Here is a 25,523-nt window from a genome sequence, read left to right as displayed (position 1 = left end):
GGCTGCTCGCCGATTTTCAAGCCTGCTCGTCGATCGACGGCGGCGCTTCGCTGGGCGCCTTGCTGACCACAACCATGGCCGGGCGCAGCAGGCGACCATTGAGCAGGTAGCCTTTCTGGAACACCTTGAGCACGCTATTGGGCTCGACATTGGTGCTCTCCTGCATCGCCATGGCCTGATGGTGCTCCGGATTGAACGGCGCGCCATGGGGGTCAATGGCTTCCAGCTGGTAACGCTTGAGGGTGTCCTGGAACAGCTTGAGGGTCAGTTCCATGCCTTCACGCACGGCCTTGATCGCCTCATCGTCAGGGCTGGACAACTCCAGGCCGCGCTCCAGGCTGTCGAGCACTGGGATCAGGTCGCCGGCAAACTTCTCCAGGCCAAACTTGTGCGCCTTCTCGACATCCTGCTCGGCGCGACGACGTACATTCTGCAGGTCGGCGGCCATGCGCAGAGCCTGATCCTGAGCCGCGCTCAGCTGCTCTTCGAGCGTCTGTACACGAGCCACCAGCTCATCGGCCGAGGCGGCCTCAGGCGCTGCGGTGGCCTCGGGGTTCTGCGGATCCAGGTTCTGTTCGTCAGCCATGCGGTTCTCCTCTGAAAATTCGACGCGAGCCTCAACTTGCGTACCTGCCGCCTATATGGGGTCGACTTGCGTCACTTCAAGGGCGCGCAGTGGATTGTCAGCCACAGGAAAAACACTGTATAAATAACCAGACAACGCCTTGGGAGACCTCGCCATGCTGGTGCACCTGTCCGTACACAACTATGCCATCGTTGAACACCTCGACCTGGAACTGGACCGCGGCATGAGCGTGATCAGCGGCGAGACCGGCGCCGGCAAGTCGATCATGCTCGACGCCCTCGGCCTGACCCTGGGCGACCGCGCCGACAGCGGCGTGGTACGCCCTGGCGCCGACAAGGCGGACATCCTCGCCAGCTTCGATCTGGACGACATTCCCGAGGCCCGCGCCTGGCTGGCCGAGCGTGATCTGGACAACGATGGCCCGTGCATCCTGCGCAGGGTGATTACTGCCGAAGGCCGCTCACGCGGCTATATCAACGGCACCCCCTGCCCCCAGGGCGACCTCAAGGCTCTCGGCGAACTGCTGATCGATATTCACAGCCAGCACGAACATCAGTCACTGCTAAAACCCGACACGCACCGCCGCCTGCTCGACGAATTCGCCGGCAGTCAGGACCTGGCACGTCAGGTGCAGCTGGCCGCGCAACGCTGGAAACAGACACGCAACGAGCTGGAACGCATCGCCAACATCGGCGACGAGCAGCGTGCCCGCCACCAGTTGCTCAGCTATCAGCTCGAAGAGCTGGACAATCTCGCCCTAGGCGAGGACGAACTCGAACAGCTCGAGCAGGAACACAAGAACCTGACCAATGCCGAAAGCCTGCTCAGCGCCTGCCGCCTGGTCATCGAGCAATGCAGCGAAAACGACGCGGGCAACGTGCTTTCGGCACTGACCACCAGCCTCAATCGCCTGAGCGCCTTCAAGGGCCAGCCTGGCGCCCTCAGCGAAGCCGGCAACCTGCTGGCCAGCGCGCAGATCCAGGTCGAAGAGGCCGTGGGCGAACTCAATCGCTTCCTCGATCACTTCGAGGCTGACCCCGAGCGCCTGCAGCAGATGGAGGAACGCCTGGACGCCATCTACACCCTGGCGCGCAAGCACCGCATTCAACCGGCCGAACTCGGCGCCTTGCAGCAACAGCTGTTCGAGGAGCTGGAAAGCCTCAACGCCGACGACCAGGCCGCCGAACGCCTCGCCGAAGAGCTGACCGCCTATTTGCGCCACTATCAGGAAAAGGCCAGCGAACTGAGCCAACTGCGCGGCGAAGCTGCCGGGCGCCTGGCCAAGGCGGTCGAAAGCGAGATGCAGAACCTGGGCATGCCTGGCGGGCGCTTCACCATCAAACTCAGCCCCCACGCCAACGACGAGCCGCACCCGCACGGGCTGGAGCAACTGGAGTTTCTGGTCAGCGCCAACCCCGGCCAGCCCCTCAAGGCTCTGGCCAAGGTCGCGTCAGGCGGTGAACTGTCACGGATCAGCCTGGCGATTCAGGTGATCACCGCGCAAACCTCAAGGGTGCCGACCCTGGTGTTCGACGAGGTCGACGTCGGCATCGGCGGGCCGACGGCTGAAGTGGTGGGCCAACTGCTGCGGCGCCTGGGCGAGCGCGGCCAGGTGCTCACCGTGACGCACCTGCCCCAGGTGGCTGCACAGGGTCATCAACACTTGTTCGTGCACAAGGTGCGCGAGCAGGACAGCACCCGCACCGCCGTGAGCAAACTGGACAACGATCAGCGGGTCGAGGAAATCGCCCGTATGCTCGGCGGCCTCGACCTCACCGCAGAGTCACTGGCCCACGCACGCAAGATGGTCAGCAGCGCTCAAGTCTGAATCCCAACCCACGCAAAAAAGGCGACCTGCAGGTCGCCTTTTCAGCTTAAGCGCCGGATTATTTCCGGGGCTTGGCGCGCACGTAGAGCACCAGATTGTGATCGACCAGCTCGAAGCCATGCTCCTGGACGATCTCTTTCTGACGCTTTTCGATCTCGGCATCGAAGAATTCGATGACGTCACCGGTGTCGACACAGACCATATGGTCATGGTGACCGCTGTCTGCCAACTCGAACACGGCATGGCCGCCATCGAAGTTGTGTCGCACCACCAGGCCTGCGGCCTCGAACTGCGTCAGAACGCGGTAGACCGTGGCCAGACCCACGTCCTCACCGGCCTCCATCAGCGCCTTGTAAACCTCTTCGGCACTCATGTGACGCTGCTCTGTGGAGTCGAGCATTTGTAGAATCTTGACCCGTGGCAGGGTCACTTTCAGGCCAGCTTTGCGTAGTTCGCTATTTTCAACCATGGTCTGCTTTCTCGCGGAAGCGGCTTCGCAGCTTCCTTTATTGCGGGTATGATCCGGGTTTACGTTGCCAAGCCAAGATAGTGGAAGTCGCCCACCGATGCAAAAAACCAAGCTCCTGCTGACCAGCCTCACCCTTTCGGGGCTCATCACGCTCGCCGGTTGTTCATTCCCCGGGGTTTACAAAATCGACATCCAGCAAGGCAATGTCGTGACGCAAGACATGATAGACCAGTTGCGCCCCGGAATGACCCGGAGCCAAGTGCGGTTTATCATGGGTAACCCGTTGATCACCGACACCTTCCACGCCAACCGCTGGGACTACCTGTACAGCCTGCAGCCTGGAGGCGGTCAACGCCTGCAGGAGCGCGTCAGTGTGAACTTCGACGGCAACGACCAGTTGGTCGGTCTGTCCGGCGACTTCATGCCCGGCGTCAGCCGTGACCAGGCGATCCTCGGTGAAGACGGCGATGCCGCCATCACTACGCCGCGCAGCGCAACGGAGCAGGCACCGGCGCCCGGCTCTCTGCTCGAGCAGATTCAGCGCGAAGTCGACGATGTTCAGGCCGTACCGGTGCCGACGCCGGAACCTCTGGACACCAACCCGCAGTAAGCCTGCTGAAATACGCTGCAGCAAAAAGCCCGACGTAGAAGTCGGGCTTTTTCGTTCCTGCCGACCTATTACTCGGCGTCAGCGCGCCCTTTGGCGGCTTTGGCCGCGCGCTGTTTGCGCACTTCTTTGGGATCAGCGATCAGCGGGCGATAAATTTCCACGCGCTCGCCCTCTTCGAGTACACGTGCGTCCGACTTGGCGACGGCCTTGCCAAAGATACCCAGCGGGCTGCCCGCCAGATCGAGGCCCGGGAAATGCTGATCCATCCCAGACTGCAGCACCGCTTCACGCACCGTGGTGCCATCAGGCACGCTGAGGCGCAGCAATTTCTGCTTGTCGGCCAGGGCATAGCCGATCTCGACCACGATCATGCGCTTATCCATACAACTGCTTCGCTCGCTGACAGAAGGCATCTACCAGGGTGTTGGCCGCCTGATTGAACAGCGGCCCCAAGGTCGCACGGACCAGTGGTCCGGCGTAGTCGAAGGTCAGATCCAGGCTGATCTTGCAGGCCTTTTCGCCCAGCGGCTTGAACACCCACTGGCCATGCAACTGGGTAAAAGGCCCTTCTTCCAGATTCAACTCGATCGATTGCCCCGGCACCAGCGTATTACGCGTGACGAAGCGCTGGCTGAGCCCAGCCTTGGACACCGCCAAGGCCGCACGCATCATGTGCTCATCGACCGCCAGCACTTCGCTGGCCGAACACCAGGGCAGAAACTCCGGGTAGCGGGCAACATCATTGACCAGATCGAACAATGCCTGGGCTGGATAAGGCAGCAGCGCCGAGCGCTGGATATGCGTGGTCATTTCACTAACTCGGCGACGAACACAATCAACACGCCCAGGGGCGCCACCACACGCATCGCCCAGTAGACCCAGGGAAACAGCCGCGGATGGCGCAACGCAAGCTCGTCGCGCACCGTCTCGCGTTGCAGCACCCAGCCGGCGAACAGCACGAACGCCAAGCCACCCAGGGGCAGCAGAATGCGGCTGGTCAGGTAGTCGATGCTGTCGAAGAAGTTACGTCCGCCCTCGGCGCCCCACTGGAACAGACGGAAGCCATCCTCAGCGAAAACGAAGAACTTGGCATCGGCGGCCACATTGAACGACAGCACCGTACCCATGCCCACCAACCAGCACAGCAGCGCCAAGACACTGGTGACGAACGCACGGCTGCGCTGCGTGCGCTCGACCAGATAGGCCACCGCCGGCTCGAGCATGGAGATCGAGGAGGTCCAGGCGGCAATCAGCACCAGAATGAAAAATACCGTACCCATCAGTTGGCCGAAGGCGATATTGCCAAAGGCCACCGGCAAGGTAACGAACATCAGCCCAGGCCCGGCACTGGGTTCGAGGCCGCCGGCAAACACGATGGGGAACAGCGCCAGGCCAGCGGTGAGCGCCACCAGGGTATCGAGCACGCCGACCGTAAGCACAGTGGCGCCGATGGACGCTTGGCGCGGCATGTAGGCGCCGTAGACCATGATCGAGCCGACACCCACACTGAGGGTGAAGAACGCATGCCCCATGGCCGCCAGCACGCCGTCGAGCAGACGATCCGGCTGGAAGTCGAAAAGAAAGTGGAAGCCCTGCATAAAATGCCCGGTGGTCATGCTGTAGCCCAGCAGCACCAGCAGCAACACGAACAGCAGCGGCATCATGATCCGCAGACCGCGCTCCAACCCTGCGACCACGCCGCGGGCGATAACGAACCCGGTCAACAGCATAAACAGGCTGTGCCACAGCGTCAGCCGCCAGGGATCGCTGGTCAGCGCGCCGAACGCGGCTCCCGCGCCCTCGGCGCTGATACCGTCGAAGGTACCGCGACCCATGCTGATGATGTAATCCAGCGACCAGCCAGCGACCACGCTGTAGAACGACAGGATCAACAGCGCAGCGACCATGCCCATCAGCGCGGCCCACGACCATTTCGGCGAGGCCCCGGCTTCCAGGGCCAGGCTTTTTAGGCTATTGACCGGGCTTTGCCGACCGCGCCGGCCGATCAGCGTCTCGGCCAGCATGATCGGCAGCCCCACCAGGAAGATGCACACCAGGTACATGATGACGAACGCGCCGCCGCCATACATGCCGGTCATGTAGGGGAACTTCCAGATGTTGCCCAGGCCGACCGCCGAACCGGTCGCCGCCAGGATGAACACCCAGCGACTGGCCCAGGCACCGTGGATCGAAACCTTGTCGCGCGTCATTGATGTTTTCCGTGATGCAGGTCGAAAAGAGCGCGCATTGTCCGGGATTCACCAGGCATTGAAAAGCGCAGCCAGGCGCCACGCGGCCCGCCACAGGTTGCATACGCCTGTCGCCAGCGGCAGCAGGACTCCCTATAATGCGCGCCCTATGGCTAAACAAACGAAACACCCTCAAGGCTCCATTGCGCAGAACAAAAAGGCGCAACACGATTACTTCGTCGAATCCCGCTTCGAGGCTGGCCTCGTGCTGGCTGGCTGGGAAGTCAAAAGCTTGCGCGCCGGCAAGGCCCAGCTGGTCGACAGCTACATCCTGCTCAAGGATGACGAAGCCTGGCTGATGGGCTGCCACATCACGCCGCTGAAAACCGCCAGCACCCACGTCATCGCCGACCCCACGCGTACGCGCAAGCTGCTGCTCAACAAGCGCGAGCTGGACAAGCTGTTCGGTGCCGTGCAGCAGAAGGGCTATACCTGCGTCGCCCTGGCGCTGTACTGGAAAGCGCACCTGATCAAGTGCGAGATTGCCCTGGCCAAGGGCAAGAAAGACTTCGACAAGCGCCACAGCGAGAAAGAACGTGACGCCGACCGTGAAGTCCAGCGCGCCATGCGCAGCAAGGGCAAGGACGAGTAACTCGTCCGTAGGGTGCGCCGCGCGCACCTGAATGCCTGTGTAGCCACAGCGGTGCGCAAGGCGCACTCTACGATTTGACCGCCCCCCGGCGCTGCGCGCGCGCCACCCGGCGCACTTCCTGCTGCACTTCGGACAAGACTTCCTGCACATAGTCGATGTGCCGATTGGACAGCTCCCGCGCCTGCTCGGCGCGCCCCTGCATGATGGCCTCGAACAACGCGCGATGCTGATTGATCAGCATGTCGCGGGTCTCGTCGCGCTGGGCGTACATGCCGCCGATATTGGTCACCACATTGCGCTTGAGCAGGTCGAACAAGCCGCGAATGGTGTGCAGCAACACGGCGTTGTGGCTGGCCTCGGCGATGGCCAGGTGAAAGCTGGCATCCGCCGCACCCTCTTCTGCACGGGTCACGCTGGCGCTGCGGCTGTAGCAATCCTGCAGCGCGGCAAACGCCTCACTGAGTCGCTGGCGGTCCAGCTCGGTGGCGCGCAACGCCGCGTAATAGGCACAGGAGCCCTCCAGCGTATGGCGAAACTCCAGCAGGTCGCGCTGCGCCTCGGTATTGCTTTCCAACAGATGCAGCAAGGGATCACTGAACGTCGAGCCCAACGATTCAGCCACGTAATTACCGCCGCCCTGGCGACTGACCAGCAGCCCACGCGCTGCCAATTTCTGAATCGCCTCGCGCAGCGACGGCCGTGACACACCGAAACGCTCGGCCAGCACGCGCTCGGCAGGCAGGCGCTCACCGGCCTTGAGCGTGCCCTCAAGGATCATGGTTTCCAGCTGCGCAACGATGTCATCCGACAGGCGGCGCTGGCGTACCTGACCTATTTCCATAACCCATCTCCATTGGTTTGACCGGCCACAACAGGCATTACCGCGGGCCAGAGCGGAAGCCTATAGCGCCGCTGATTGCCAGACAAGTCGAGTCTGTTCGACCAAAGTCGCAGAGCTGCGGATTGACATCACAGGAGCACGGCTTTTAACCTGAGCACCGCTGATTGTAAATTGGTATTACCAATTTAAACGCATGTGATAACAACTCCAAGAATGCTTCCGAGGTCCACCATGCCGCTTCGATCTGCCGTACCGCTTCGCGCCCTCCCGCCCCTGCGTCTAATGCGCCGCTGAGCGAGGAGCCTGCCATGACTACCGGACTTCTCGCGCTACTCGCCTTCTCGCCGATCCTGCTGGCCGCCATCTTGCTCGTGGGCCTGCGCTGGCCGGCCAAGCACGCCATGCCGCTGGTGTACCTGATGACCGCTGCTGTTGGCCTGTTTGCCTGGGACATGAGCGTTACCCGTATCCTTGCCTCCACCTTGCAAGGCCTGCTGATTACCCTCGGCCTGCTGTGGATCATTTTCGGCGCCATCCTGCTGCTCAACACCCTCAAGCACTCGGGCGGCATCACCGCGATTCGCGCAGGCTTTGCCACCATCAGCCCGGACCGTCGGGTGCAGGCGATCATCATTGCCTGGCTGTTCGGCTGCTTTATCGAAGGCGCTTCGGGCTTCGGTACACCGGCAGCGATTGCCGCGCCGCTGCTGGTTGCCATCGGCTTCCCGGCCATGGCGGCGGTGCTGCTGGGCATGCTGGTGCAAAGCACGCCGGTGTCCTTCGGTGCGGTTGGCACACCGATCATCGTCGGGATCAACAGCGGCCTGGATACCGCGACCCTGAGCGCGCAACTGCTCGAACAGGGCTCGTCCTGGGCGCAGTTTCTGCAGCTGATCACCAGTGAAGTGGCGATCACCCACGCACTGGTCGGCACCATCATGCCGCTGGTGATGGTGCTGATGCTGACGCGCTTCTTCGGTCGGGAAAAAAGCTGGAAAGCGGGTTTTGAAGTGCTGCCCTTCGCCCTGTTCGCTGGCCTGGCCTTTACCCTGCCCTACGTCGCCACCGGCGTCCTGCTCGGCCCGGAATTCCCGTCCCTGGCAGGCGGCCTGATTGGTCTGGCCATCGTCACCACTGCGGCCCGTGCCGGCTTCCTGATGCCGCGCAGCACCTGGGATTTCGCCCCGGCCAATGAATGGCCAAGCGAATGGCTGGGCACGGTCGAGATGAAGCTCGACAGCCTCACCGCCAAGCCGATGAGCGCACTGCGCGCCTGGTTGCCCTATGTACTGGTTGGCCTTCTGCTGGTGATCAGCCGGGTATTCCCGGCGGTGGGCAATGCGCTCAAAGCGGTGGTGGTCAACTTCCCCGACCTGCTGGGCGAAACCGGCGTCAGCGCCAACTTCCAACCGCTGTACCTGCCGGGCGGGATTCTGGTGACGGTGGTGATCGCCACCTTCTTCCTGCACCGCATGCGTTTGCAGGACCTGGGCAAAGCGGTGAAGGAGTCGTCCAGCGTGCTGCTCAGCGCCGGTTTCGTGCTGCTGTTCACCGTGCCCATGGTGCGCATCCTGATCAACTCCGGGGTCAACGGCGCCGAGCTCAGCAGCATGCCGATCCTGATGGCACGCTGGGTGGCTGACAGCGTCGGCGGCGTTTATCCGCTGCTGGCACCCAGCGTCGGCGCGCTGGGCGCCTTTATCGCCGGCTCCAACACCGTCAGCAACATGATGTTCAGCCAGTTCCAGTATGGCGTGGCCCACAGCCTGGGGATTTCCGGGGCCATGATGGTCGCGGTACAGGCAGTGGGCGCGGCAGCCGGCAACATGGTGGCCATTCATAACGTGGTCGCAGCATCGGCCACGGTCGGCTTGCTCGGTCGCGAGGGCAGCATCCTGCGCAAGACCGTGTGGCCTACCCTGTACTACGTGCTGGCAACCGGGGTAATCGCCCTGATCGCCATTTATGTACTGGGGATCAGCGACCCGCTGGTCATACCCCGTTGAGCCCCTCGCGCCGTCAGGGCAACCTGACGGCGCGAGAGCCGTTAAGCTGCACCCACAACAAGATGCCGTACGCAACGGTTTACCGCCCCCGGGCGGCCCCTTTGCCTGACTCAGGATGACGACCATGATCATTTCTTCTTCTACTGATTACCGTGCCGCCGCCCAGCGCAAGCTGCCGCCTTTTCTTTTCCACTATGCCGATGGCGGCGCCTATGCCGAGTACACCCTGCGGCGCAACGTCGAAGACCTGGCCTCGATCGCCCTGCGTCAGCGGGTGCTGCGCAACATGTCGCAGCTGAGCCTGGAGACCCAACTGTTCGGTGAGACCCTGGCCATGCCGGTAGCGCTCGCGCCCGTCGGCCTGACCGGCATGTTCGCCCGTCGCGGCGAGGTGCAGGCGGCCAAAGCGGCGGCGGCCAAAGGGATTCCCTTCACCCTGTCGACGGTGTCGGTGTGCCCCATCGAGGAAGTCGCGCCGGCCATCGACCGGCCGATGTGGTTCCAGCTGTATGTGCTGAAAGACCGCGGCTTTATGAAAAATGCCCTGGAGCGGGCCAAGGCCGCCGGCGTCAGCACCCTGGTGTTTACCGTGGACATGCCCACCCCCGGCGCCCGTTACCGCGATGCCCATTCCGGCATGAGCGGGCCGAACGCTGCCCTGCGCCGCATGCTGCAAGCCTTCACCCACCCGGCCTGGGCCTGGGATGTCGGCGTGATGGGCAAACCCCATGACCTGGGCAATATTTCCACCTACCGCGGCAACCCCACCGGCCTGGCCGACTACATCGGCTGGCTGGGGGCGAACTTCGACCCGTCGATCTCCTGGAAAGACCTGGAGTGGATCCGCGACTTCTGGGACGGCCCGATGGTAATCAAGGGCATCCTCGATGCTGACGACGCCCGCGACGCAGTGAAATTTGGCGCTGATGGCATCGTCGTATCCAACCACGGCGGGCGTCAGCTCGACGGCGCGCTGTCCAGCGCTCGCGCCCTGCCGGCCATCGCCGACGCAGTAAAGGGCGACTTGAAGATCCTCGCCGACTCGGGCATCCGCTCGGGCCTGGATGTGGTGCGCATGATCGCCCTGGGTGCCGACACCGTGATGCTCGGCCGTGCCTTCCTCTACGCCCTGGCTGCCGCTGGCGGTGCGGGTGTGAGCAACCTGCTGGACCTGATCGAAAAAGAAATGCGCGTGGCCATGGTGCTCACCGGCGCCAAGTCGATCAGCGAAATCAGCCGTGATTCGCTGGTGCGCGAGCTGGGTGTCTAGCCCGGCTGCACCCGGGCGTCGCACTGACGCCCGCTTATAAAAGGCTATGTCCCAAAACTGTGTCGCCACCTCAAATCGGCTTGTGTAGGAGCGAAGGGGGCGCCTAGCCTTTATTCGCGATTGTGCCGCGAATTTCGCGAATAAATTCGCTCCTACAGAAATAGCCTATTGAGACATAGCCTTATAACAAGGCCGCGCGAACGGCCTGTATCTACCGTGTTTTCTGGAGCCGCCATGAGCCTGCCTGCCGCCTTTCTGGCCGAGGTCGAACGCCTGATCCCGCCGACCCGCCGCTTCGATGACCCGCTGTCGACCCTGGCGTTCGGCACCGACGCCAGCTTCTACCGGCTGATCCCCAAGCTGGTGGTGCGCGTCGAGTCCGAGGACGAGGTGGTCAGCCTGCTCAAGCTGGCCAGTGCCGAGCAGGTGCCGGTGACCTTCCGTGCGGCGGGCACCAGCCTCTCCGGGCAGGCGCTCAGCGATTCGGTGTTGATCGTCCTGGGCGACAACTGGAACGGCCGTGAAGTGCGCGCCGAGGGTGCACAGATCCGCCTGCAACCTGGGGTTATCGGCGCTCAGGCCAACGCAGTACTGGCGCCCTTTCAGCGTAAAATCGGCCCCGACCCGGCCTCGATCAACGCCTGCAAGATCGGCGGCATCGTCGCCAACAACGCCAGCGGCATGTGCTGCGGCACAGCGCAAAACAGCTACCACACCCTGGCCGGCATCCGCCTGGTGCTGGCCGACGGCAGCGTGCTCGACACTGAAGACCCGGCCAGCGTGGCGGCCTTCAGCAGCCAGCATGCCGAGTTGCTCGCGCACCTGGCCGAGCTGGGTCGGGAGACCCGCGCCAACATAGAGTTGGCCGCGCGCATCCGCCACAAATACCGCTTGAAGAACACCACCGGCCTGTCGCTCAACGCCCTGGTCGACTACGACCAGCCGCTGGATATCCTCAGCCACCTGATGGTCGGCTCGGAAGGCACCCTGGGCTTTATCAGCGCGGTGACCTACGACACCGTGCCGGACCATCCGCACAAGGCCAGCGCGCTGATCGTCTTCCCCGATGTCGCCACCTGCTGCCATGCCGTAACGGTGCTCAAACAGCAACCGGTCGCCGCCGTGGAGCTGCTCGACCGCCGTAGCATGCGCTCGGTGGAGAACAAGCCGGGCATGCCCGAGTGGGTGCGCAGCCTGTCGAACAGCGCCTGCGCGCTACTGGTGGAAACCCGCGCGGCCAGCGACAGCCTGCTGCAGGAGCAGATCGCCCAGGTGATGGCGTCCATCGGCCACTTCCCGGTGGACAAGCAGGTCGACTTCAGCAGCGATCCGCTGGTCTACAACCAACTCTGGAAGATCCGCAAGGACACCTTCCCCGCCGTCGGTGCCGTGCGCCAGACCGGCACCACGGTGATCATCGAAGACGTCACCTTCCCCATCGAGTGCCTGGCCGAAGGCGTCAATCGCCTGCTGGCGCTGTTCGACCGCCACGGCTACGACGAGGCGATCATTTTCGGCCACGCCCTGGAGGGCAACCTGCACTTCGTCTTCACCCAGGCCTTCGACACGCCGGAGCAGATCGCTCGCTACGCGGCTTTTATGGACGAGGTGGCGCAGCTTGTAGCGGTTGAATTCGGCGGCTCACTCAAGGCCGAGCACGGCACCGGGCGCAACATGGCGCCCTTCGTCGAGCTGGAGTGGGGCCACGATGCCTACCAGTTGATGTGGCAACTCAAGCGCCTGCTCGACCCCAAGGGCATCCTCAACCCGGACGTGGTGCTGTGCGACGACCCGGATATCCACCTCAAGCACCTCAAGCCGCTGCCGGCTGCCGATGCGCTGGTCGATACCTGTATCGAATGCGGTTTCTGCGAACCGGTGTGCCCGTCCAAGGGGCTGACCCTGAGCCCGCGCCAGCGCATCGTCATCTGGCGCGACATCCAGGCGAAAAAACGCGCCGGCATCGACACCACCGCACTGGAGCGCGATTACCAGTACCACGGCCTCGACACCTGCGCAGCCACCGGCCTGTGTGCCCAACGTTGCCCGGTGGGCATCAACACCGGCGACCTGGTACGGGCCCTGCGCGCCCGCGCTGCGACCCACACAAAAACCGCCACCTGGCTGGCTGAGCACTTTCATCAAACGCTGCTGGCCGCACGTTTCACCCTGCACGTAGCCAATGGCGCGCGCCTGCTGCTCGGCGCCCCGCGCCTGGCCCGCGCATCGGCAGCCCTGAGCCGGGTCAGCCAGGGCCGCGTGCCGCAGTGGACGCCGGCCATGCCGCAGCCGTTGCAACGCCTCGACCTGCCCAGCCCGCGCAGCGACGATACACGCCCGCGCGTGGTCTACCTGGCGGCCTGCGTCTCCCGCGCCATGGGCCCGGCCGCAGGCGACCGCGAACAACAGCCGCTGCTCGACAAGACTCGTGCCCTGCTGGAAAAAGCCGGTTATCAGGTGATCTTCCCGGCGCAGCTGGATGAACTGTGCTGCGGCCAGCCGTTCGCCTCCAAAGGCTACGCCGCCCAGGCCGATGCCAAGCGCCAGGAACTGATCGACGCCCTGCTCAAGGCCAGCCGCGGCGGGCTCGATCCAATCTACTGCGACACCAGCCCCTGCACCCTGCGCCTGCTGCAGGACGGCCTCGATCCGCGCCTGCAAATCCACGACCCGGTGCGCTTTATCCGCGAGCACCTGCTCGATCGCCTGGACATTCAGCCCCAGGCCGAGCCCGTTGCCGTGCACGTCACCTGCAGCACCCAGCACCTCGGTGAAGCACAAGCGCTGATCGACATCGCCCGACGCTGCGCCCGCGAGGTGGTGATCCCGGAAGGCATTCACTGCTGCGGCTTCGCCGGCGACAAGGGCTTCACCACCCCACAGCTCAATCAACATGCTCTGCGCACCCTGAAAGACGCGGTACAACACTGCAGCGAAGGCCTGTCGACCAGCCGCACCTGCGAGATTGGTTTGTCGAGCCATAGCGGTATCGATTACCACAGCCTGGTGTATCTGCTTGATCGCGTATCCCGGCCGTTAGCGGCCGTTTGACAGTAAAAACATTGAACACCGGGCGCAGCAGGCCGGTCAGCTATTCAGAGCCCGAATGACTCGGGCAGACATCGACCCCAGCAGCTCCCCTTGAGCTGCTGCAAGATTTCTGCACAAGAGGATGATCTGATGAAGCGCACCGCATTGTTTTTCGCTGCCGCCGTACTCGCCGCCCCGGCTTTCGCCGACGACCTGTGCACCGTCAACCTGCAGAAGCTGGATGACAGCCTGACCACCTCCACCGTCGGCTCGCCCCTCAAGGAGCAAGTTGAAGAAGCGCACCAGGCCGCCCTGAAAGCGCAGAGCGCTGGCGACCTGCAAGCCTGTGGCACCCACGCTGAAAAAGCGTTGCAAATGCTTGAGCGCCCGAGCACTGACGGCTCCAGCAGCAGCTGAGCCCGAACACGGCGACCGGCCTGGCCGGTCGCCGTGACCTTTCATCGCCTACCCCGTCATCGCCCTCCTGCATTTCCTACAGTCAAAGCTCCCTCACACAGGAGTAATGACCATGCGCCGCCTGACCCTGCTGTTTTCCACACTGCTGCTCAGCGCTTCTGCCTGGGCCATGCACTGCCCTGCCGACATGGCCAAGATCGATGCGCTGCTGAAAAGCGATCCCCCCAGTGACGCCACTGTCCTGGCCCAAGTGCAACAGCTGCGCGCCGAAGGCGAGGCGCAGCACAAGGCTGGCAAGCATGACCAATCCGTGAAAAGCCTGGGCGAAGCGCTGCAGTTACTGGAAGCCAGTAACTGATGCTCGGCTAGAGCGCGTTAGCAGCCAAACGTAACGAGCTAACGCCCCACCCCGTTCAAAAATCGCTGGCACGGGAAGACATGGCAGCAGCGCCTAACAGCGCAGCTGCCACTCGGCGTACCTCGGCCAGATCGATCGGCTTGCTCAGGCAGGCTTGCGCGCCCTGGTCCAGAACCTCGGCGCATACGCTCTGATCGGCCGAAGCACTGATCACCAACACCGGCACGCCACTCAGGTGCGGCTCGCGGCGCATGTGCTGGAGGATGCTCAGGCCATCGCCATCCGGCAAATCGAGGTCGAGCACCACTAGATTTGGCGTGCTCTGCGCCAGTTCCGCCAGGGCGCGCTGCACCGAGCCCACGCCCCTGACCTGCGCCCATTCGCGCAGCGCTTCCTGCACGATGCGCAGACACGCGGGGCTGTCTTCGATGCACAGCACATCGGCTGCCACAGTAGCGCTGACTGCTAACGCCTGATCGGTGTCTGCAGCCATTGCTTCAGGCGGCGCGGCACCCGGCAGGTCGATCCAGAAGCGGCTGCCCTGACCGAGAGCGCTGGCAAAGCCCATCTCCCCGCCCATCAACGTGGCCAGTTCACGGCACAGAACCAGGCCGATACCCGTCCCGGGAATGCTCGAATTCTCTCGCCCCAGACGCTGAAACGGCTGGAACAGCTGCGCCTGCTGCGCGTCGCTGAGCCCTGGCCCACTGTCCTCGACCCACAGCCGCAGACAACCGGAACGGACCTCGTAACCCAGCGTGATGCAGCCGTGCGGGTTGTTGTACTTGATCGCATTGGACAGCAGGTTGAGCAGCACCTGGCGCACACGCCGCACGTCGGCCTGCACGTACAGTGAGGTATCAGCACTGGCCAAGACCTGCAGCTGTAACTGGCGCTGCTGCACTTCGGGTAGCACCAGCTCGGCGCAACCGTTGAGTAACGCGCCGATTTCCACTGGCTGCAATTGCAGCTGCTGGCGCCGGCTCTCGATGCTCGACAGGTCGAGAATATCGTCGACCAGAGACGTCAGGTGGCGACTGGCGTTGACGATCTCTCGCGCATAATCGGCCTCTTGCTGGGAGCCCGGTTTGTCCTGGGTTTCCATCTCGATCAATTGACCAAAGCCATAGATGGCATTGAGCGGCGTGCGCAACTCGTGGCTCATGCTCGAGAGGAAACGGCTCTTGGCCTTGCTCGCCTCCTGGGCGGTCAGGCTGGCGTGGCGCAACTCCTCCTCCACCTGCTTGAGCCGCGTGATATCCACGTGGGTACCGGCCACCCGCCATGCCCCGCCCTGGGCTTCGCGCTCCATTACCTTGCCGCGGCTGAGCAGCCAGACATAGTTGCCCTGGGCATCGGCATAGCGGTACTCGGCCTCGAACTGATCCTCACCACTGCTGGCAAACAGCTGGCGCAAATGGCGAATGCGCTCCAGGTCATCGGGGTGCACACGCAGGTTGAACTCGCTGAAGCTCATGCGCGCAGCAGGCAGGCCGAAGCGTTTAACGAAGCGCCCACTGAGGCTGATGGTCATGCCCTCGGCCTGGACCTCCCAGAGGCTTTCGGTGGTGCCTTCCAGCACCAGCTGGAGGATGCGCTGGGCCTCCTGGCGCTCGCCCTCACTGCTCTGCAGCTGGGCGCCGGCCTGCTGCACCGCCTCGACCAACTGAGTCATTTCCTCGATACGGCTGACCACCGGCGCGGGCGCGTAATCACCGCGCCCCAACTGGCGCATCATCGACACGATGCCCGCCATGGGCTGCGCCAACTGCTCGCTAAGACGCCGCGAGCGCAGCCACATCCAGGCGAAGAACAGCAGGTAGAACAGCACCAGCCCCGCAATCATCAAATAGCCAATGTGCAGGTAGCGCGTGGACAGCCGGTTGGTTTCACTGAACAGGTTAGCTTCATCGACCACCAGCAGCAGACGCCAGCCGGTCTGGCGGATATCGCTCCAGGCAACCAATTGGTGACGCCCACCCAGGCTCACCTCCTGCACGCGAGCGCCCGGGAGTTGCAATGCATCGAGCAGCGGGCGCAGTTCGGGGCGGCTGGCGAGGTTGAAGTCTTCGGGCTTGAGTACCTCGCGGCGTACCGCCTCGGCGTAGGAATACTCGGTCAATTCACGCAAGCCAAAATCGCGTTCCCCCGCACGCGGCAACGCGATGATGTTGTTATCGGGCGCCACCAGCATGGCGTAGCCCGCCCACGGCACCTGCAGCTCACCAATTTTCGCCAGCATCTGGTTGAGCGTGATGTCCTGCCCGACCACACCTTCGAGAAAATCACCGCGGTAAACCGGCGCCACCGCCGACATCATCCAGCCCTGCCCAGCCGGGTCCAGGTAGACATCGGTCCAGACCACCTTGCGCTCGGGGTTATGGGCCGCATCGGCCAGGTAATAGAAGTTGTACGCGGGGATGTTCATGTCATGGGGATACTGGTCCGGCGTCATGAACCACGGATAGATGCGGTTGTAACTGTCCCAACTATTGAAATACACCGCAGCCACCAGCGGGTCCGCGCGGCGGATCGAGCGCATGACTGGGTCAAGCTGCGCCAGGCGCAGCGCCTTGGCATGGTCCTGCTTGGCCACCGGCGTGCTGTTGGCATAAAAGGACGCCGCCCGACCATCGTCGCTGCGGCTATAGAACACACCGCTGGGCGTCAGCCCATGACGGCTGCGCTCCAGCGCATCCGGCACGAATGCCGTGTTGGCCAAGGCCTCGGCCGCCGCATCGCGCAGAATCTCGACCTGAGTCTCGATGGCCTGCAAGCGCCCATCGATCACCTGCCCCTCACGGACCGCTGCGGCTTCCAGGTCCTCCACTGCGCTCTGCTGCAAGTGGCCAATCTGCGCGTCACGAATGGCGGAGTTGCTGAACAGGTAGACGGCAATCAGCACCGACTCCACAAGGATCAACGGCACCAGCGCACTCTGTGCAAACACTCGCCAGATCCAGTGGCGCAACGGGTAACCGGGCGAAGATGACGGCATACGTGGGTCTCATCCAAAGACAGGGCAACAGCACAGGTCGCCATCATAGCCGCACAGAGTCCCCACGCCCACGCCGCCGCGCAGGTCGACGCAGCACAGGCTTTGGCGTAGACTAGGCCCGTCACCGCGTAACGCTGACCAGTTTTGGGGCCGATTAGGATTCGACGCCGGTAGCGAAGCTCTAGGTGCATGCCGACTTGGTAACAGAAGTCGTAAATCCACTGTTGCAACTTTCTATAGTTGCCAATGACGAAAACTACGAGGGCTACGCTCTCGCTGCGTAAGCGGCGCGACTAGTCCTTCTGGTAGCTTCGGCTCCAGCGATCACTAGGGGATGCCTGTAAACCTGAAGTGATTGTCATGCAGAACAGGATCGCCGCGTAGTACGTTGTGGACGAAGTGGCTAAAACTTACACAACTCGTCCAAAGCACCCTGCCCGTCGGGCGGCTGCGGATTAACTCAATAGACACGGCTAAGCATGTAGTACCGACAGTGGAGAACTGGCGGACGGGGGTTCAAATCCCCCCGGCTCCACCATTTTGTCTTCCCAGGAAGACCCAGAAAAGCCGTAAAGCCTAGAGAAATCAAAGCCTTACGGCTTTTTTCTTGCCCGCGTTTTCCCACCTAATCCCAGGGCATCCCACGGTTGACGGGGGCATATATGGGGGCATAAAACGCTCATCAGCTCGCTCGGAGAGGATGTGCCCCCAATGCCCCTGAAAGACACCAACTGCCGCAACGCAAAGCCTCAGGACAAGCCCTATCGCCTGTACGACGAACAAGGTTTGTACCTGGAAGTGCAGCCCAGCGGAGGCCGTTACTGGCGTTTGAAGTACCGGTTTCTGGGAAAGGAAAAGCGCTTGGCGCTTGGTGTTTATCCTGAGGTTGGCCTACAGGAGGCCCGGCGCAAGCGTGATGACGCTCGTGTTCAGCTTGCCGGCGGCCAAGACCCTTCGCTGCAAAGGCGTATGGCCAAGGTGGTCAGCCAGCTTGATCACCAGCACACCTTTGAGTCAGTTGCCACGCAGTGGTTGAGTATTCGCGAGTCATCCTGGGATCCTGAATACACCCGCACGGTGCGGCAGCGCCTTGAGCTCAATGCCTACCCCTGGCTGGGAAAACTCCCGATCAGCAGCATCAGCACGCCCATGCTGGTCGAAAACCTGCAGCGCATCATCAAGCGCGGTGCTCGCGAGACGGCGCGTCGTGTTGCACAGATCTACAAACAGATTTTCGAGTTCGCCGAAGCTGCCGGCATCACCCCACCCAACCAGATCGGGAATCTCTCGCGTACTCTCCCAGCCAAGCGGGTGAAACACTTTGCTGCCGTGACCGACCCTGAAAAGCTCGGCGCTCTGCTTAAAGCACTGGATAGCTACAGCGGAACGATGCCTGTTTGTTGTGCGTTAAAACTGGCTCCGTTGCTGTTCTGCCGACCCGGAGACCTTCGACACATGGAATGGTCGGAGGTCAATCTGGATGCTGGAGAATGGCTGATTCCCGGCCACAAGATGAAAGGGCTCACTGTCACCAAACAGGATCGCCCGGATCATTTGGTTCCCCTAAGCCAGCAAGCAATCGCTATTCTGCGCGAGCTGAAACCACTCACCGGCAGACATCGGTACGCCTTCCCCTCGGCACGAGGAGGCGACCGGCCGATGTCCAACAATGCCGTACTTAGTGCGTTACGCCGAATGGACATCAGCGGCGACGAAATGACAGGGCACGGCTTTCGTGCGACCGCGAGAACCATAGGCGCTGAGGTGCTGGGGTTTCGCCCCGACCTCCTAGAGCATCAGCTTGCTCACACGGTAAAAAATCCGCTGGGACGTGCGTACGATCGAACCACTTTCTTGCCGGAGCGGCGCGAAATGATGCAGACATGGGCCAACTATTTGGACTCGATAAAGAGCTAAATGCTCTGTCAACTGCGCCCTTGGTCGGGCCAATGCCTACCCAACCAAGGAGAGGGGCATGCGAGTTGCTATCGAACATGCTCGCATGTTAAAAATCGTTCGTCCCAAGCGATCCCTATCGATCCGCAACGGTCCGCCACGTCGCCCTGGTAACGACGTTAAAAACTTTCGCCTCGTTCGTATCCGCTGAACGGGCCGCATCAGCTGCCATTGGTTGATTTGCGTATCTGGGCAGAACACTCTCAGTCCGTTCTGCCCCTAGAAGCCTCACGGCCTAGAATTTCTGTAGCCCACAACGACCTCCGACGCTACCGAACATTAATCTCGGAAACGCGCATATATCTATGCGTGTGGCAAATGCCCGTGCTCGCTATATAGCCAGCCGATATCCGTCTTTTACCCTTTTTAGCAGTAGTGCCGGAGGACGCTGCCTCACGCTTCAGGACCTAGGACTCAAAACCTATGGCAATGCACGTTAGCAACTTTGACGACGTCGGCGACGATGACAAGATTCTTCGTTTGCGCGATGTCGAAGCAATCGTCGGCCTAAAACGGTCAACGATCTATCGGAAAATATCGGAAGGCCTTTTCCCGCGACAGCGCCTTTTGTGCGGCTCCAGCGTCGGTTGGCGTAACAGCGAGATCCAGGCTTGGATTCGGCAAAGGGAGGCGCTGTGATGCAGCGCCAAACACCTCAACAGCCGGGCTGGGCGGTAGAACTCACAGCGGCAGTCGATATTCCAGTGGAAAAAATCCAATGGATTTGGCCTGGCTGGCTACCAAGGGGAAAGCTATCCATTCTTGCCGGCGCTGGTGGATGCGGCAAAACCACCTTGTCGATCTCGCTGGCCGCCACGCTCAGTAGAGGTGGTGACTGGCCAGACGGCAGCAAAAGTGAGACTGCTGGCAACGTCGTAATTTGGAGCGGCGAGGATGGTATAGCTGACACCATCATTCCTCGCCTTACGGCTGCAGATGCAGACCTAACCCGCGTGCACATTATCGAAGGGCTCAGGGATCGGAGTGGGAACAGGCGACAATTTGATCCTGCAGCCAACTTTGCCCTTTTGAACCAGGCAGCCGCACGGATTGACGGCGTTTCATTGCTGATTTTCGACCCACTGATAAATCTCATTCGTGGGGACATGCACCGAGCCAATGAAGTTCGGCAGGGACTACAGATGGTGGTGGATTTTGCCGAACAGCATTGCTGCTCTGTGCTCGGTATATCTCACCTCAGCAAAAGCGCCTCTCAGTCCTCTGTAGCTGATCGAGTCATCGGCAGCCAGGCATTCTCAGCACTTGCTCGCACGGTACTGGTGGCCGGGAAAGCTAATAATTCTGAAGCTCGGGTGCTTGTCCGGGCCAAGTCGAACGTTTCGATCGATATAGGGGGGATAGAGTATTTCGTTGAGCCCATCGTGATAGACGAGCAGCTGGAAACAACCTGCATCCGGTGGGGAGAGGCCGTCGAAGGAAGTGCTGAAACTATTTTGGCGGATATCGAGCGAACGGGTGGAGCGAGACCAGCATCAGCGACTCAGGAAGCTTGCAGCTTTCTTGAAGCCACGCTGCAAGCAGGCCCCGTCTCGATCACTGCGCTGCAGTCTTTAGCTGAAGAGTCATGCATCTCTTGGGCATCAATTCGTAGAGCGCAGAAACAGCTAGGTATACGTTCACGCAAAACAGGTATGCAGGGCGGATGGGCATGGGAGCTGCCCGCCTATACCTGAAGATGCTCACTTCACTCGAAGGTGCTCAAAGAATATTGAGCACCTTCGTATTTTTGAACACCTTCGCTTTCCGATACCTCACAGATCATCCGAGGACGGTTCATGGCCGTATGAACCGCACGTCTGCCTAGCAAGATGCTTCTGACTTTAATACTGCGATGGCCTAGCTTATATCAGTTCCTTTTCCTCACTTCCTAGCGACCTTTTTTGATGCTGCTTTCGTATCCACACCGCGCTTGGTCAGATCGATCCCAATCACCTTGATTTCTTCGACACCTGGGAACTGTGGCGCGAGGATAGTCCAATGATTTTGAAGCGCTTCTATCAAGGCACCGAAACTCTCAGCACGTTTACCATTCGGCAGATCCCAACTGGCCTTGACTCCATGAAAAACGAGCGCAAATATCCCGCGGCTAGATCGCCGATCTCGAAGGTAGTCTCCACAAAGTTGTACCTCAAGGCGCTCAAAGAGATGCGGCCCGGTCCATTTGTCGCCGAGCTTGAGCTCTACCGGCACCGGCCCATCGAAACCAACGCCATGAAAGCGCAGGTCAGGCCTTTTGGCGTCGGCGAGCTCCTCCTCTTGTGGAATCACATATCGACCACCTGAGCGCTCTCGGCACCAGTTTCCGATATATTTTCGGATCTCCGTTTCTCGGTCTACTGGCTGCAGAATTGATGCGATGCTCGCATCGCCTTCCTCAAGATCATGCTTGAGATCAAGCATACGATCGACGGCAAGACTCCAGAGATCACGATGATTGGTCGGTGTACGTTCTAGCCGATCGTGGAAGTCGCGTACTTGCAGTGGCGACCAGGCATGAGCATCTGCATCAAGAGTCGCTTTGGCCTTGGCATAAAACGCCATCCAGGGACGCGATTTTTCGGCGGGATGCGCGCGTGAAATATCCATCAATGCAAGAAAAGCCTCTTTGCCTGGAGTCTCCCTAATAAACGAAAACAGCGCATCGCGTGCATCCTGAGCATCATCGCGCAGGCCCGGTGAGTACACACCATTTCCGGCGCGCTCGATGTCATCCTCCAGACGCACATAGTTGTGCGTCAGGAGGTAAAGCGCTTTCATGTGCTCGACCGTGCGGAAGGCTTGGCGAGTACTACTGTTTTGACGGCGATCACCAATTAGCGCCGTGATAAAACACATAGCAAAAAGTGTTTGGTTATCGATCCCCTTAATCTCGGCAAGCCGCGCAGCAAGCGCCGGAATAGCAACCCCTGGATCAACTCCCACCCACATCGCAAACCAAAGCGGCGCGGCTCTAAGGTTTTTGGTCGTTTTAGTCTTTTGTGCTGCTAGCTTCGCAATAGCCACATCGTCGACCGATGAACCTTGCACGACGCTGAGCATATAGCGCAGGTTGCCGATATTCTTCGGCTGCTTGCGTAACCGAGCGATTATTAATGGTGCGAGCCGATCCCACATCCAACTGCCGCTCCAGCTAGCGTCATAGAGCACATAGTGGCTTGAGCTATCAGAACTCTCTGTTGTGAGCTCATAGTCAATCTCGGTGATCACAACATCGATGACTACTTCGGGATAGGCCACATAGAGCCCTGGCAACCAACTAGGAAAACCGTTGAGCTCGTGTAGCGCGAAGCGGGTTGCAATATTTGCCTCCGCGATAGAGATGTCCTTGAGCCAGCCAGGGTGCTCTCGTGTCTCGATCGACAAACCTGTAAGCCCAAAGATGACGCTGAAGGGGGTGACATTAGGCTTAGCCCCCTCGGAAAGTAATGTCGGACGATGGCAGCGCCAAAAGTTAACCGCACCGTCGCGGAACGCTCGCGCAATCGACTGACCGAACTCAGGGATGAGCGAGCACCAGTCTCCCTCACTCCATTGGTTGGAACTATCGGTGTTCTCGCGCATTCGCTGGTGCAGATAATATTGGGCGTTAGTGATAACCCCCTGAGCGCCCGGATCGCGCAGCGCCTCGATATTAGCGTCGAGATGCTCCTTCCATTTGCGCTTATTCGTTTCTCGGTTCGCTACGTCCTTTGCCGCCTGCTTCTTCCAGCGCGCCTCGCGCTGCTTCCAGATTTGCCGGCCTTGGGCCGGAGGACGTAGTAACGCGTCCAGTGTTGACCTCAGCTCGCCCTCGCACTTTGCAAGGTCTTTCAAGCGAGCTCGCCACGCAGCGGGACGACCACTCTCTCGGTAGATAGAAAAGGCTAAAGTGAGTGCGACAAGTTTGTCGTCTAACAGTGTCCGGATAGCGATGTCATCACACACGGTATCGAAGCTGTCGGCACCTACCATCCAGAGATGACCAAATATGCCGACCTGCCAATAATCGATGAGACGTTCGTCTTTCTTAACCTCAAGGGCAGCGCGTGTTTCGGCAACATCGTGCCAGAACAGCGCATGATTGAGTTCGGGCCATTCGACGATACGTTTCGAAAGATCGCCACTTAAGTCGCGAAACTCGTATTCGCCATATCCCTGGGCAATAGGTAGCGTGCGCAGGATCGACAACGCAGCGGGCTCGAGTGCACTCAGATCACGAGCGTCTATAAGGCGGCGAACAGTCTGAGCTGCGGCTTGCGCCAGCCAGCTGTATCGCGTCGATATCTCACAAAAGCGCTGCTCGATGACCGGTGGCCTCTTCAGGAGGGCATGGAAGCCGGCAAGCAGTCTGGGGAGAAGCAGCAACGGCCATTCAGTGACCAGTTGCGACAAAGAGCGCATCAGGCTGTCAACTGCGAACTGTTCTTTGGCTGGCGTGCGCTCCAGCGCCGCGAGCAGCCATTCAACGGCGTTGCCGCTCTCCGGAAGCCCGGGAATCAGCTCGACGAGCCAATCGCGTCTAATCTCTTCGCTCTCGTGAAGTAAGGCGCACCGTACCTCATCATGATCAGCGGCTGATCCGACTGCCGCCAGCGCGCGAAAAGCCGCGATTCTCGTGTATTTGTTACGCGAAACCAGCGCGAAACTCTTGGCTTCGGAGGCGGCCCCCCTGATCTCCCCTTGCCAGACCATACGGAGCAAGAACGAGGAGATATCATCGTCCTCAGCATATTGGACGAGCAGCGCCTTGATATCGTCAGTGAGATCTATATTCGCAAAGCGCTGAACTGCTGAGTAATCAGTAAGTGACCGGCCATGCGCAGGCTGTGCTAGTTGCTCGCAGGCTTGACACAAGATATCGCTCCGCGTTTCGCGCGGCAGCTGGCTCGGATCACCACCCTCGAAGAGAATTTCAGGTGCGAGACGACGGACTCGGGCGAGGATACGTCCGTCTAGTATGGCGAGCCAGGGCAGTACCGGCCGCATCGTAGGGACGATAACTTCGATGCCATACTGCGACCGGAAGAACAAACTCTCAATCCGCTCACGCGAGCCTTCGTCGACGATAAGCGTATGTAGCCACTCGGCAGTGAGATATTCGCGCACCGATCGGTGATGAAAACGAACCGTACCGTAGATGCCCTCGTCAAATATTGGCCGGCTGAGTAAAGTCGCGCAATCGGTGTCGTTCCAATCGGTAAGAACCTCCCGGATAGCGATACCCTTCGCGTTGTTGACCCCATCAGGGACTCGAATCGCCGACTCCTGGGTTAGCGTAGTCGCGGCTGCCACCAGGCGCGCTCCGAGACGCAAGCTATCGCTCGAGATCGGACGCGCCTCAGAACGATCTTGGTCACGCTCCGCTAAGCGGCGAGTAATACTGCTCTGCATAAGCTCAAAACGTGAACCGATCCGCTGATGGTCATTCCAGAACTCAACGAGTTCAGCCAGATCCTGCGGGCGGGTGGTCAGCGACCAAGCATCCTTTCGATCCACAGCATCGCGGAAAGCCTTGACGTACTCCACATTTTTGTCATGCAAAAATGTGTCGATCTGTGCACCGTGAAGATCATCGAGCGCGACGATTTTAAATGGGGCAGTAAGGTTTGCATCGACCGCCACTGTGTGGGTGGCGATATCCCGCGCCTCCTCCGCTGACGCGTTCTCATCAGCAGCATTCTCGCCTGAGCGATAGGGAAGCGAGTTACTGCACAGCAGCAAATCGGTCTTCGCTCGCCATGCTGTCGTTCGTCCTGTGATGACGATATGTGCCTGTTGTGATACTGGTGCGAGCAACCGGCCGAGCTTTCTGATGGCACGTTCAAAGTCTTTGGGGTCGCGCAACCTGGCTTCGTCCACCGAGTCGAGAAGCAACCACCCTTCTTCTCCTGACGCCGCCCAAGCACTGAACTCTTCGAAACTGCCTTCTTCGAAGGCATCCTCGAAATCCTGACTAACGTGCTCAATCCGAACAAAGAAAGCAGGCTTTCCTTCTTGTCGAAGCTTGCGGGCGGTATTGCGGATTTCCTCCGTTTTACCCGAGCCAGCCTCCGACAGCAGGATTACGCGATACTCGCTTAAAAGACTGGGCCAACGAAGGCTTTCGCGCTGCCCCAGACGGCGAGTCAGATCGACATCGTCGTTCGCGTCCGACTCGAGTGCTAGCTCATGGAAAGTCCGATCGAGCGGGATGTATTCGTCTAGAGGGGCAGTCATGGAAGTCCTTTTAAAACTGTTTCCCGAGATTGAGCAGCAAGGCTATTCATAGCTGTAGGCCGTTAAGATGCCTTCGCCTGCCGCTAGACCTGAGTCG

General features: G+C 60.8%; 18 protein-coding genes, 1 other RNA gene and 1 pseudogene. 12 read left to right on the top strand and 8 right to left on the bottom strand.

Annotation, left to right across the window (positions count from 1 at the left end):
- Positions 1 to 16 precede the first annotated feature (16 nt).
- Positions 17 to 589 (bottom strand): annotated as a pseudogene (grpE, locus tag BMW49_RS18455) (nucleotide exchange factor GrpE); the annotation flags it as partial.
- 151 nt (positions 590 to 740) lie between these two features.
- Here grpE and recN point away from each other — a divergent pair.
- A complete protein-coding gene (gene recN / locus BMW49_RS18450; protein ID WP_069519567.1) occupies positions 741 to 2,414 on the top strand; it encodes a DNA repair protein RecN in 1,674 nt (557 codons plus the stop codon).
- 58 nt (positions 2,415 to 2,472) lie between these two features.
- Here recN and fur read toward each other — a convergent pair whose 3' ends face one another.
- On the bottom strand, positions 2,473 to 2,883 hold the full coding sequence (gene fur, locus BMW49_RS18445; RefSeq protein WP_069519568.1) for a ferric iron uptake transcriptional regulator: 411 nt from the start codon (positions 2,881 to 2,883) through the stop codon (positions 2,473 to 2,475).
- 97 nt (positions 2,884 to 2,980) lie between these two features.
- Here fur and BMW49_RS18440 point away from each other — a divergent pair, with 97 nt between their 5' ends.
- The gene (locus tag BMW49_RS18440; RefSeq protein WP_069519569.1) at positions 2,981 to 3,493 is read left to right on the top strand and encodes an outer membrane protein assembly factor BamE; all 513 of its coding nucleotides are present in this window, start codon (positions 2,981 to 2,983) and stop codon (positions 3,491 to 3,493) included.
- Between the two features lie 68 nt (positions 3,494 to 3,561).
- On the opposite strand, the gene BMW49_RS18435 is transcribed toward BMW49_RS18440, so the two are convergent.
- From BMW49_RS18435 to BMW49_RS18425, 3 genes are read right to left on the bottom strand one after another with little or no spacing between them, the layout of a single operon-like run.
- Positions 3,562 to 3,876, bottom strand: coding sequence for an RnfH family protein (locus BMW49_RS18435; protein WP_069519570.1), 315 nt, complete (start codon positions 3,874 to 3,876; stop codon positions 3,562 to 3,564).
- The gene (locus BMW49_RS18430; protein ID WP_069519571.1) at positions 3,869 to 4,303 is read right to left on the bottom strand and encodes a type II toxin-antitoxin system RatA family toxin; all 435 of its coding nucleotides are present in this window, start codon (positions 4,301 to 4,303) and stop codon (positions 3,869 to 3,871) included. Before BMW49_RS18430 ends, BMW49_RS18435 begins: the two co-directional genes overlap by 8 nt.
- Entirely contained in the window at positions 4,300 to 5,703 is a 1,404-nt protein-coding gene (locus tag BMW49_RS18425) for a sodium-dependent transporter (protein WP_069519572.1), read from the bottom strand. The genes BMW49_RS18430 and BMW49_RS18425 overlap by 4 nt, the downstream gene beginning before the upstream one ends.
- 148 nt (positions 5,704 to 5,851) lie before the next feature.
- Here BMW49_RS18425 and smpB point away from each other — a divergent pair, with 148 nt between their 5' ends.
- Positions 5,852 to 6,334 carry an SsrA-binding protein SmpB gene (gene smpB, locus BMW49_RS18420; RefSeq protein ID WP_069519573.1) on the top strand — a complete coding sequence of 161 codons (483 nt, stop codon included), beginning with the start codon at positions 5,852 to 5,854 and terminating at the stop codon, positions 6,332 to 6,334.
- Positions 6,335 to 6,401: 67 nt separating this feature from the next.
- Here smpB and BMW49_RS18415 read toward each other — a convergent pair whose 3' ends face one another.
- Complete coding sequence (locus BMW49_RS18415) at positions 6,402 to 7,175, bottom strand: FCD domain-containing protein (RefSeq protein WP_069519574.1); 774 nt, start codon at positions 7,173 to 7,175, stop codon at positions 6,402 to 6,404.
- A 308-nt stretch (positions 7,176 to 7,483) separates the two neighbouring features.
- Between BMW49_RS18415 and BMW49_RS18410 the strand changes: the two genes are divergently transcribed.
- The 5 genes from BMW49_RS18410 to BMW49_RS18390 all read left to right on the top strand — a co-directional run bounded on the left by BMW49_RS18410 (position 7,484) and on the right by BMW49_RS18390 (position 14,256).
- Positions 7,484 to 9,181, top strand: a complete 1,698-nt coding sequence (locus BMW49_RS18410) for an L-lactate permease (protein WP_069519575.1) — start codon at positions 7,484 to 7,486, stop codon at positions 9,179 to 9,181.
- 124 nt (positions 9,182 to 9,305) lie between these two features.
- Entirely contained in the window at positions 9,306 to 10,451 is a 1,146-nt protein-coding gene (lldD, locus tag BMW49_RS18405; RefSeq protein WP_069519576.1) for an FMN-dependent L-lactate dehydrogenase LldD, read from the top strand.
- Positions 10,452 to 10,685: 234 nt separating this feature from the next.
- On the top strand, positions 10,686 to 13,502 hold the full coding sequence (locus BMW49_RS18400) for an FAD-binding and (Fe-S)-binding domain-containing protein (protein WP_069519577.1): 2,817 nt from the start codon (positions 10,686 to 10,688) through the stop codon (positions 13,500 to 13,502).
- Positions 13,503 to 13,631: 129 nt separating this feature from the next.
- On the top strand, positions 13,632 to 13,898 hold the full coding sequence (locus BMW49_RS18395; protein ID WP_069519578.1) for a hypothetical protein: 267 nt from the start codon (positions 13,632 to 13,634) through the stop codon (positions 13,896 to 13,898).
- Between the two features lie 112 nt (positions 13,899 to 14,010).
- A complete protein-coding gene (locus tag BMW49_RS18390) occupies positions 14,011 to 14,256 on the top strand; it encodes a hypothetical protein (protein ID WP_069519579.1) in 246 nt (81 codons plus the stop codon).
- A 55-nt stretch (positions 14,257 to 14,311) separates the two neighbouring features.
- Here BMW49_RS18390 and BMW49_RS18385 read toward each other — a convergent pair whose 3' ends face one another.
- On the bottom strand, positions 14,312 to 17,254 hold the full coding sequence (locus tag BMW49_RS18385; RefSeq protein ID WP_069519580.1) for an ATP-binding protein: 2,943 nt from the start codon (positions 17,252 to 17,254) through the stop codon (positions 14,312 to 14,314).
- Between the two features lie 146 nt (positions 17,255 to 17,400).
- On the opposite strand from BMW49_RS18385, the gene ssrA reads away from it, so the two are divergent.
- From ssrA to BMW49_RS18365, 4 genes are all read left to right on the top strand, one after another.
- Positions 17,401 to 17,792: a transfer-messenger RNA gene (ssrA, locus tag BMW49_RS18380) on the top strand.
- A gap of 173 nt (positions 17,793 to 17,965) precedes the next feature.
- Positions 17,966 to 19,171: a tyrosine-type recombinase/integrase gene (locus BMW49_RS18375; protein ID WP_069519581.1), complete on the top strand. Its 1,206-nt coding sequence runs from the start codon at positions 17,966 to 17,968 to the stop codon at positions 19,169 to 19,171.
- Between the two features lie 462 nt (positions 19,172 to 19,633).
- Complete coding sequence (locus BMW49_RS18370; RefSeq protein ID WP_069519582.1) at positions 19,634 to 19,849, top strand: helix-turn-helix transcriptional regulator; 216 nt, start codon at positions 19,634 to 19,636, stop codon at positions 19,847 to 19,849.
- The gene (locus tag BMW49_RS18365) at positions 19,849 to 20,904 is read left to right on the top strand and encodes an AAA family ATPase (protein ID WP_069519583.1); all 1,056 of its coding nucleotides are present in this window, start codon (positions 19,849 to 19,851) and stop codon (positions 20,902 to 20,904) included. Before BMW49_RS18370 ends, BMW49_RS18365 begins: the two co-directional genes overlap by 1 nt.
- Before the next feature lie 187 nt (positions 20,905 to 21,091).
- Here the strand turns inward: BMW49_RS18365 and BMW49_RS18360 are convergent, their stop codons facing one another.
- The gene (locus BMW49_RS18360; protein ID WP_069519584.1) at positions 21,092 to 25,426 is read right to left on the bottom strand and encodes an NACHT domain-containing protein; all 4,335 of its coding nucleotides are present in this window, start codon (positions 25,424 to 25,426) and stop codon (positions 21,092 to 21,094) included.
- Between the last annotated feature and the right edge of the window lie 97 nt (positions 25,427 to 25,523).

Origin of the sequence: Pseudomonas cuatrocienegasensis (assembly GCF_900110925.1) — a bacterium.
GTDB classification, from domain to species: domain Bacteria; phylum Pseudomonadota; class Gammaproteobacteria; order Pseudomonadales; family Pseudomonadaceae; genus Aquipseudomonas; species Aquipseudomonas cuatrocienegasensis.
The sequence above is the reverse complement of the archived record's forward strand: the minus strand, read 5'-3'. Positions and strand labels throughout refer to the sequence as shown.

Bases quoted from the DNA above. Each gene is read 5' to 3' on its own strand.
- recN (WP_069519567.1), top strand. From the start codon at position 741: ATGCTGGTGCACCTGTCCGTACACAACTATGCCATCGTTGAACACCTC.
- fur (WP_069519568.1), bottom strand. From the start codon at position 2,883: ATGGTTGAAAATAGCGAACTACGCAAAGCTGGCCTGAAAGTGACCCTG.
- BMW49_RS18440 (WP_069519569.1), top strand. From the start codon at position 2,981: ATGCAAAAAACCAAGCTCCTGCTGACCAGCCTCACCCTTTCGGGGCTC.
- BMW49_RS18435 (WP_069519570.1), bottom strand. From the start codon at position 3,876: ATGGATAAGCGCATGATCGTGGTCGAGATCGGCTATGCCCTGGCCGAC.
- BMW49_RS18430 (WP_069519571.1), bottom strand. From the start codon at position 4,303: ATGACCACGCATATCCAGCGCTCGGCGCTGCTGCCTTATCCAGCCCAG.
- BMW49_RS18425 (WP_069519572.1), bottom strand. From the start codon at position 5,703: ATGACGCGCGACAAGGTTTCGATCCACGGTGCCTGGGCCAGTCGCTGG.
- smpB (WP_069519573.1), top strand. From the start codon at position 5,852: ATGGCTAAACAAACGAAACACCCTCAAGGCTCCATTGCGCAGAACAAA.
- BMW49_RS18415 (WP_069519574.1), bottom strand. From the start codon at position 7,175: ATGGAAATAGGTCAGGTACGCCAGCGCCGCCTGTCGGATGACATCGTT.
- BMW49_RS18410 (WP_069519575.1), top strand. From the start codon at position 7,484: ATGACTACCGGACTTCTCGCGCTACTCGCCTTCTCGCCGATCCTGCTG.
- lldD (WP_069519576.1), top strand. From the start codon at position 9,306: ATGATCATTTCTTCTTCTACTGATTACCGTGCCGCCGCCCAGCGCAAG.
- BMW49_RS18400 (WP_069519577.1), top strand. From the start codon at position 10,686: ATGAGCCTGCCTGCCGCCTTTCTGGCCGAGGTCGAACGCCTGATCCCG.
- BMW49_RS18395 (WP_069519578.1), top strand. From the start codon at position 13,632: ATGAAGCGCACCGCATTGTTTTTCGCTGCCGCCGTACTCGCCGCCCCG.
- BMW49_RS18390 (WP_069519579.1), top strand. From the start codon at position 14,011: ATGCGCCGCCTGACCCTGCTGTTTTCCACACTGCTGCTCAGCGCTTCT.
- BMW49_RS18385 (WP_069519580.1), bottom strand. From the start codon at position 17,254: ATGCCGTCATCTTCGCCCGGTTACCCGTTGCGCCACTGGATCTGGCGA.
- BMW49_RS18375 (WP_069519581.1), top strand. From the start codon at position 17,966: ATGCCCCTGAAAGACACCAACTGCCGCAACGCAAAGCCTCAGGACAAG.
- BMW49_RS18370 (WP_069519582.1), top strand. From the start codon at position 19,634: ATGGCAATGCACGTTAGCAACTTTGACGACGTCGGCGACGATGACAAG.
- BMW49_RS18365 (WP_069519583.1), top strand. From the start codon at position 19,849: ATGCAGCGCCAAACACCTCAACAGCCGGGCTGGGCGGTAGAACTCACA.
- BMW49_RS18360 (WP_069519584.1), bottom strand. From the start codon at position 25,426: ATGACTGCCCCTCTAGACGAATACATCCCGCTCGATCGGACTTTCCAT.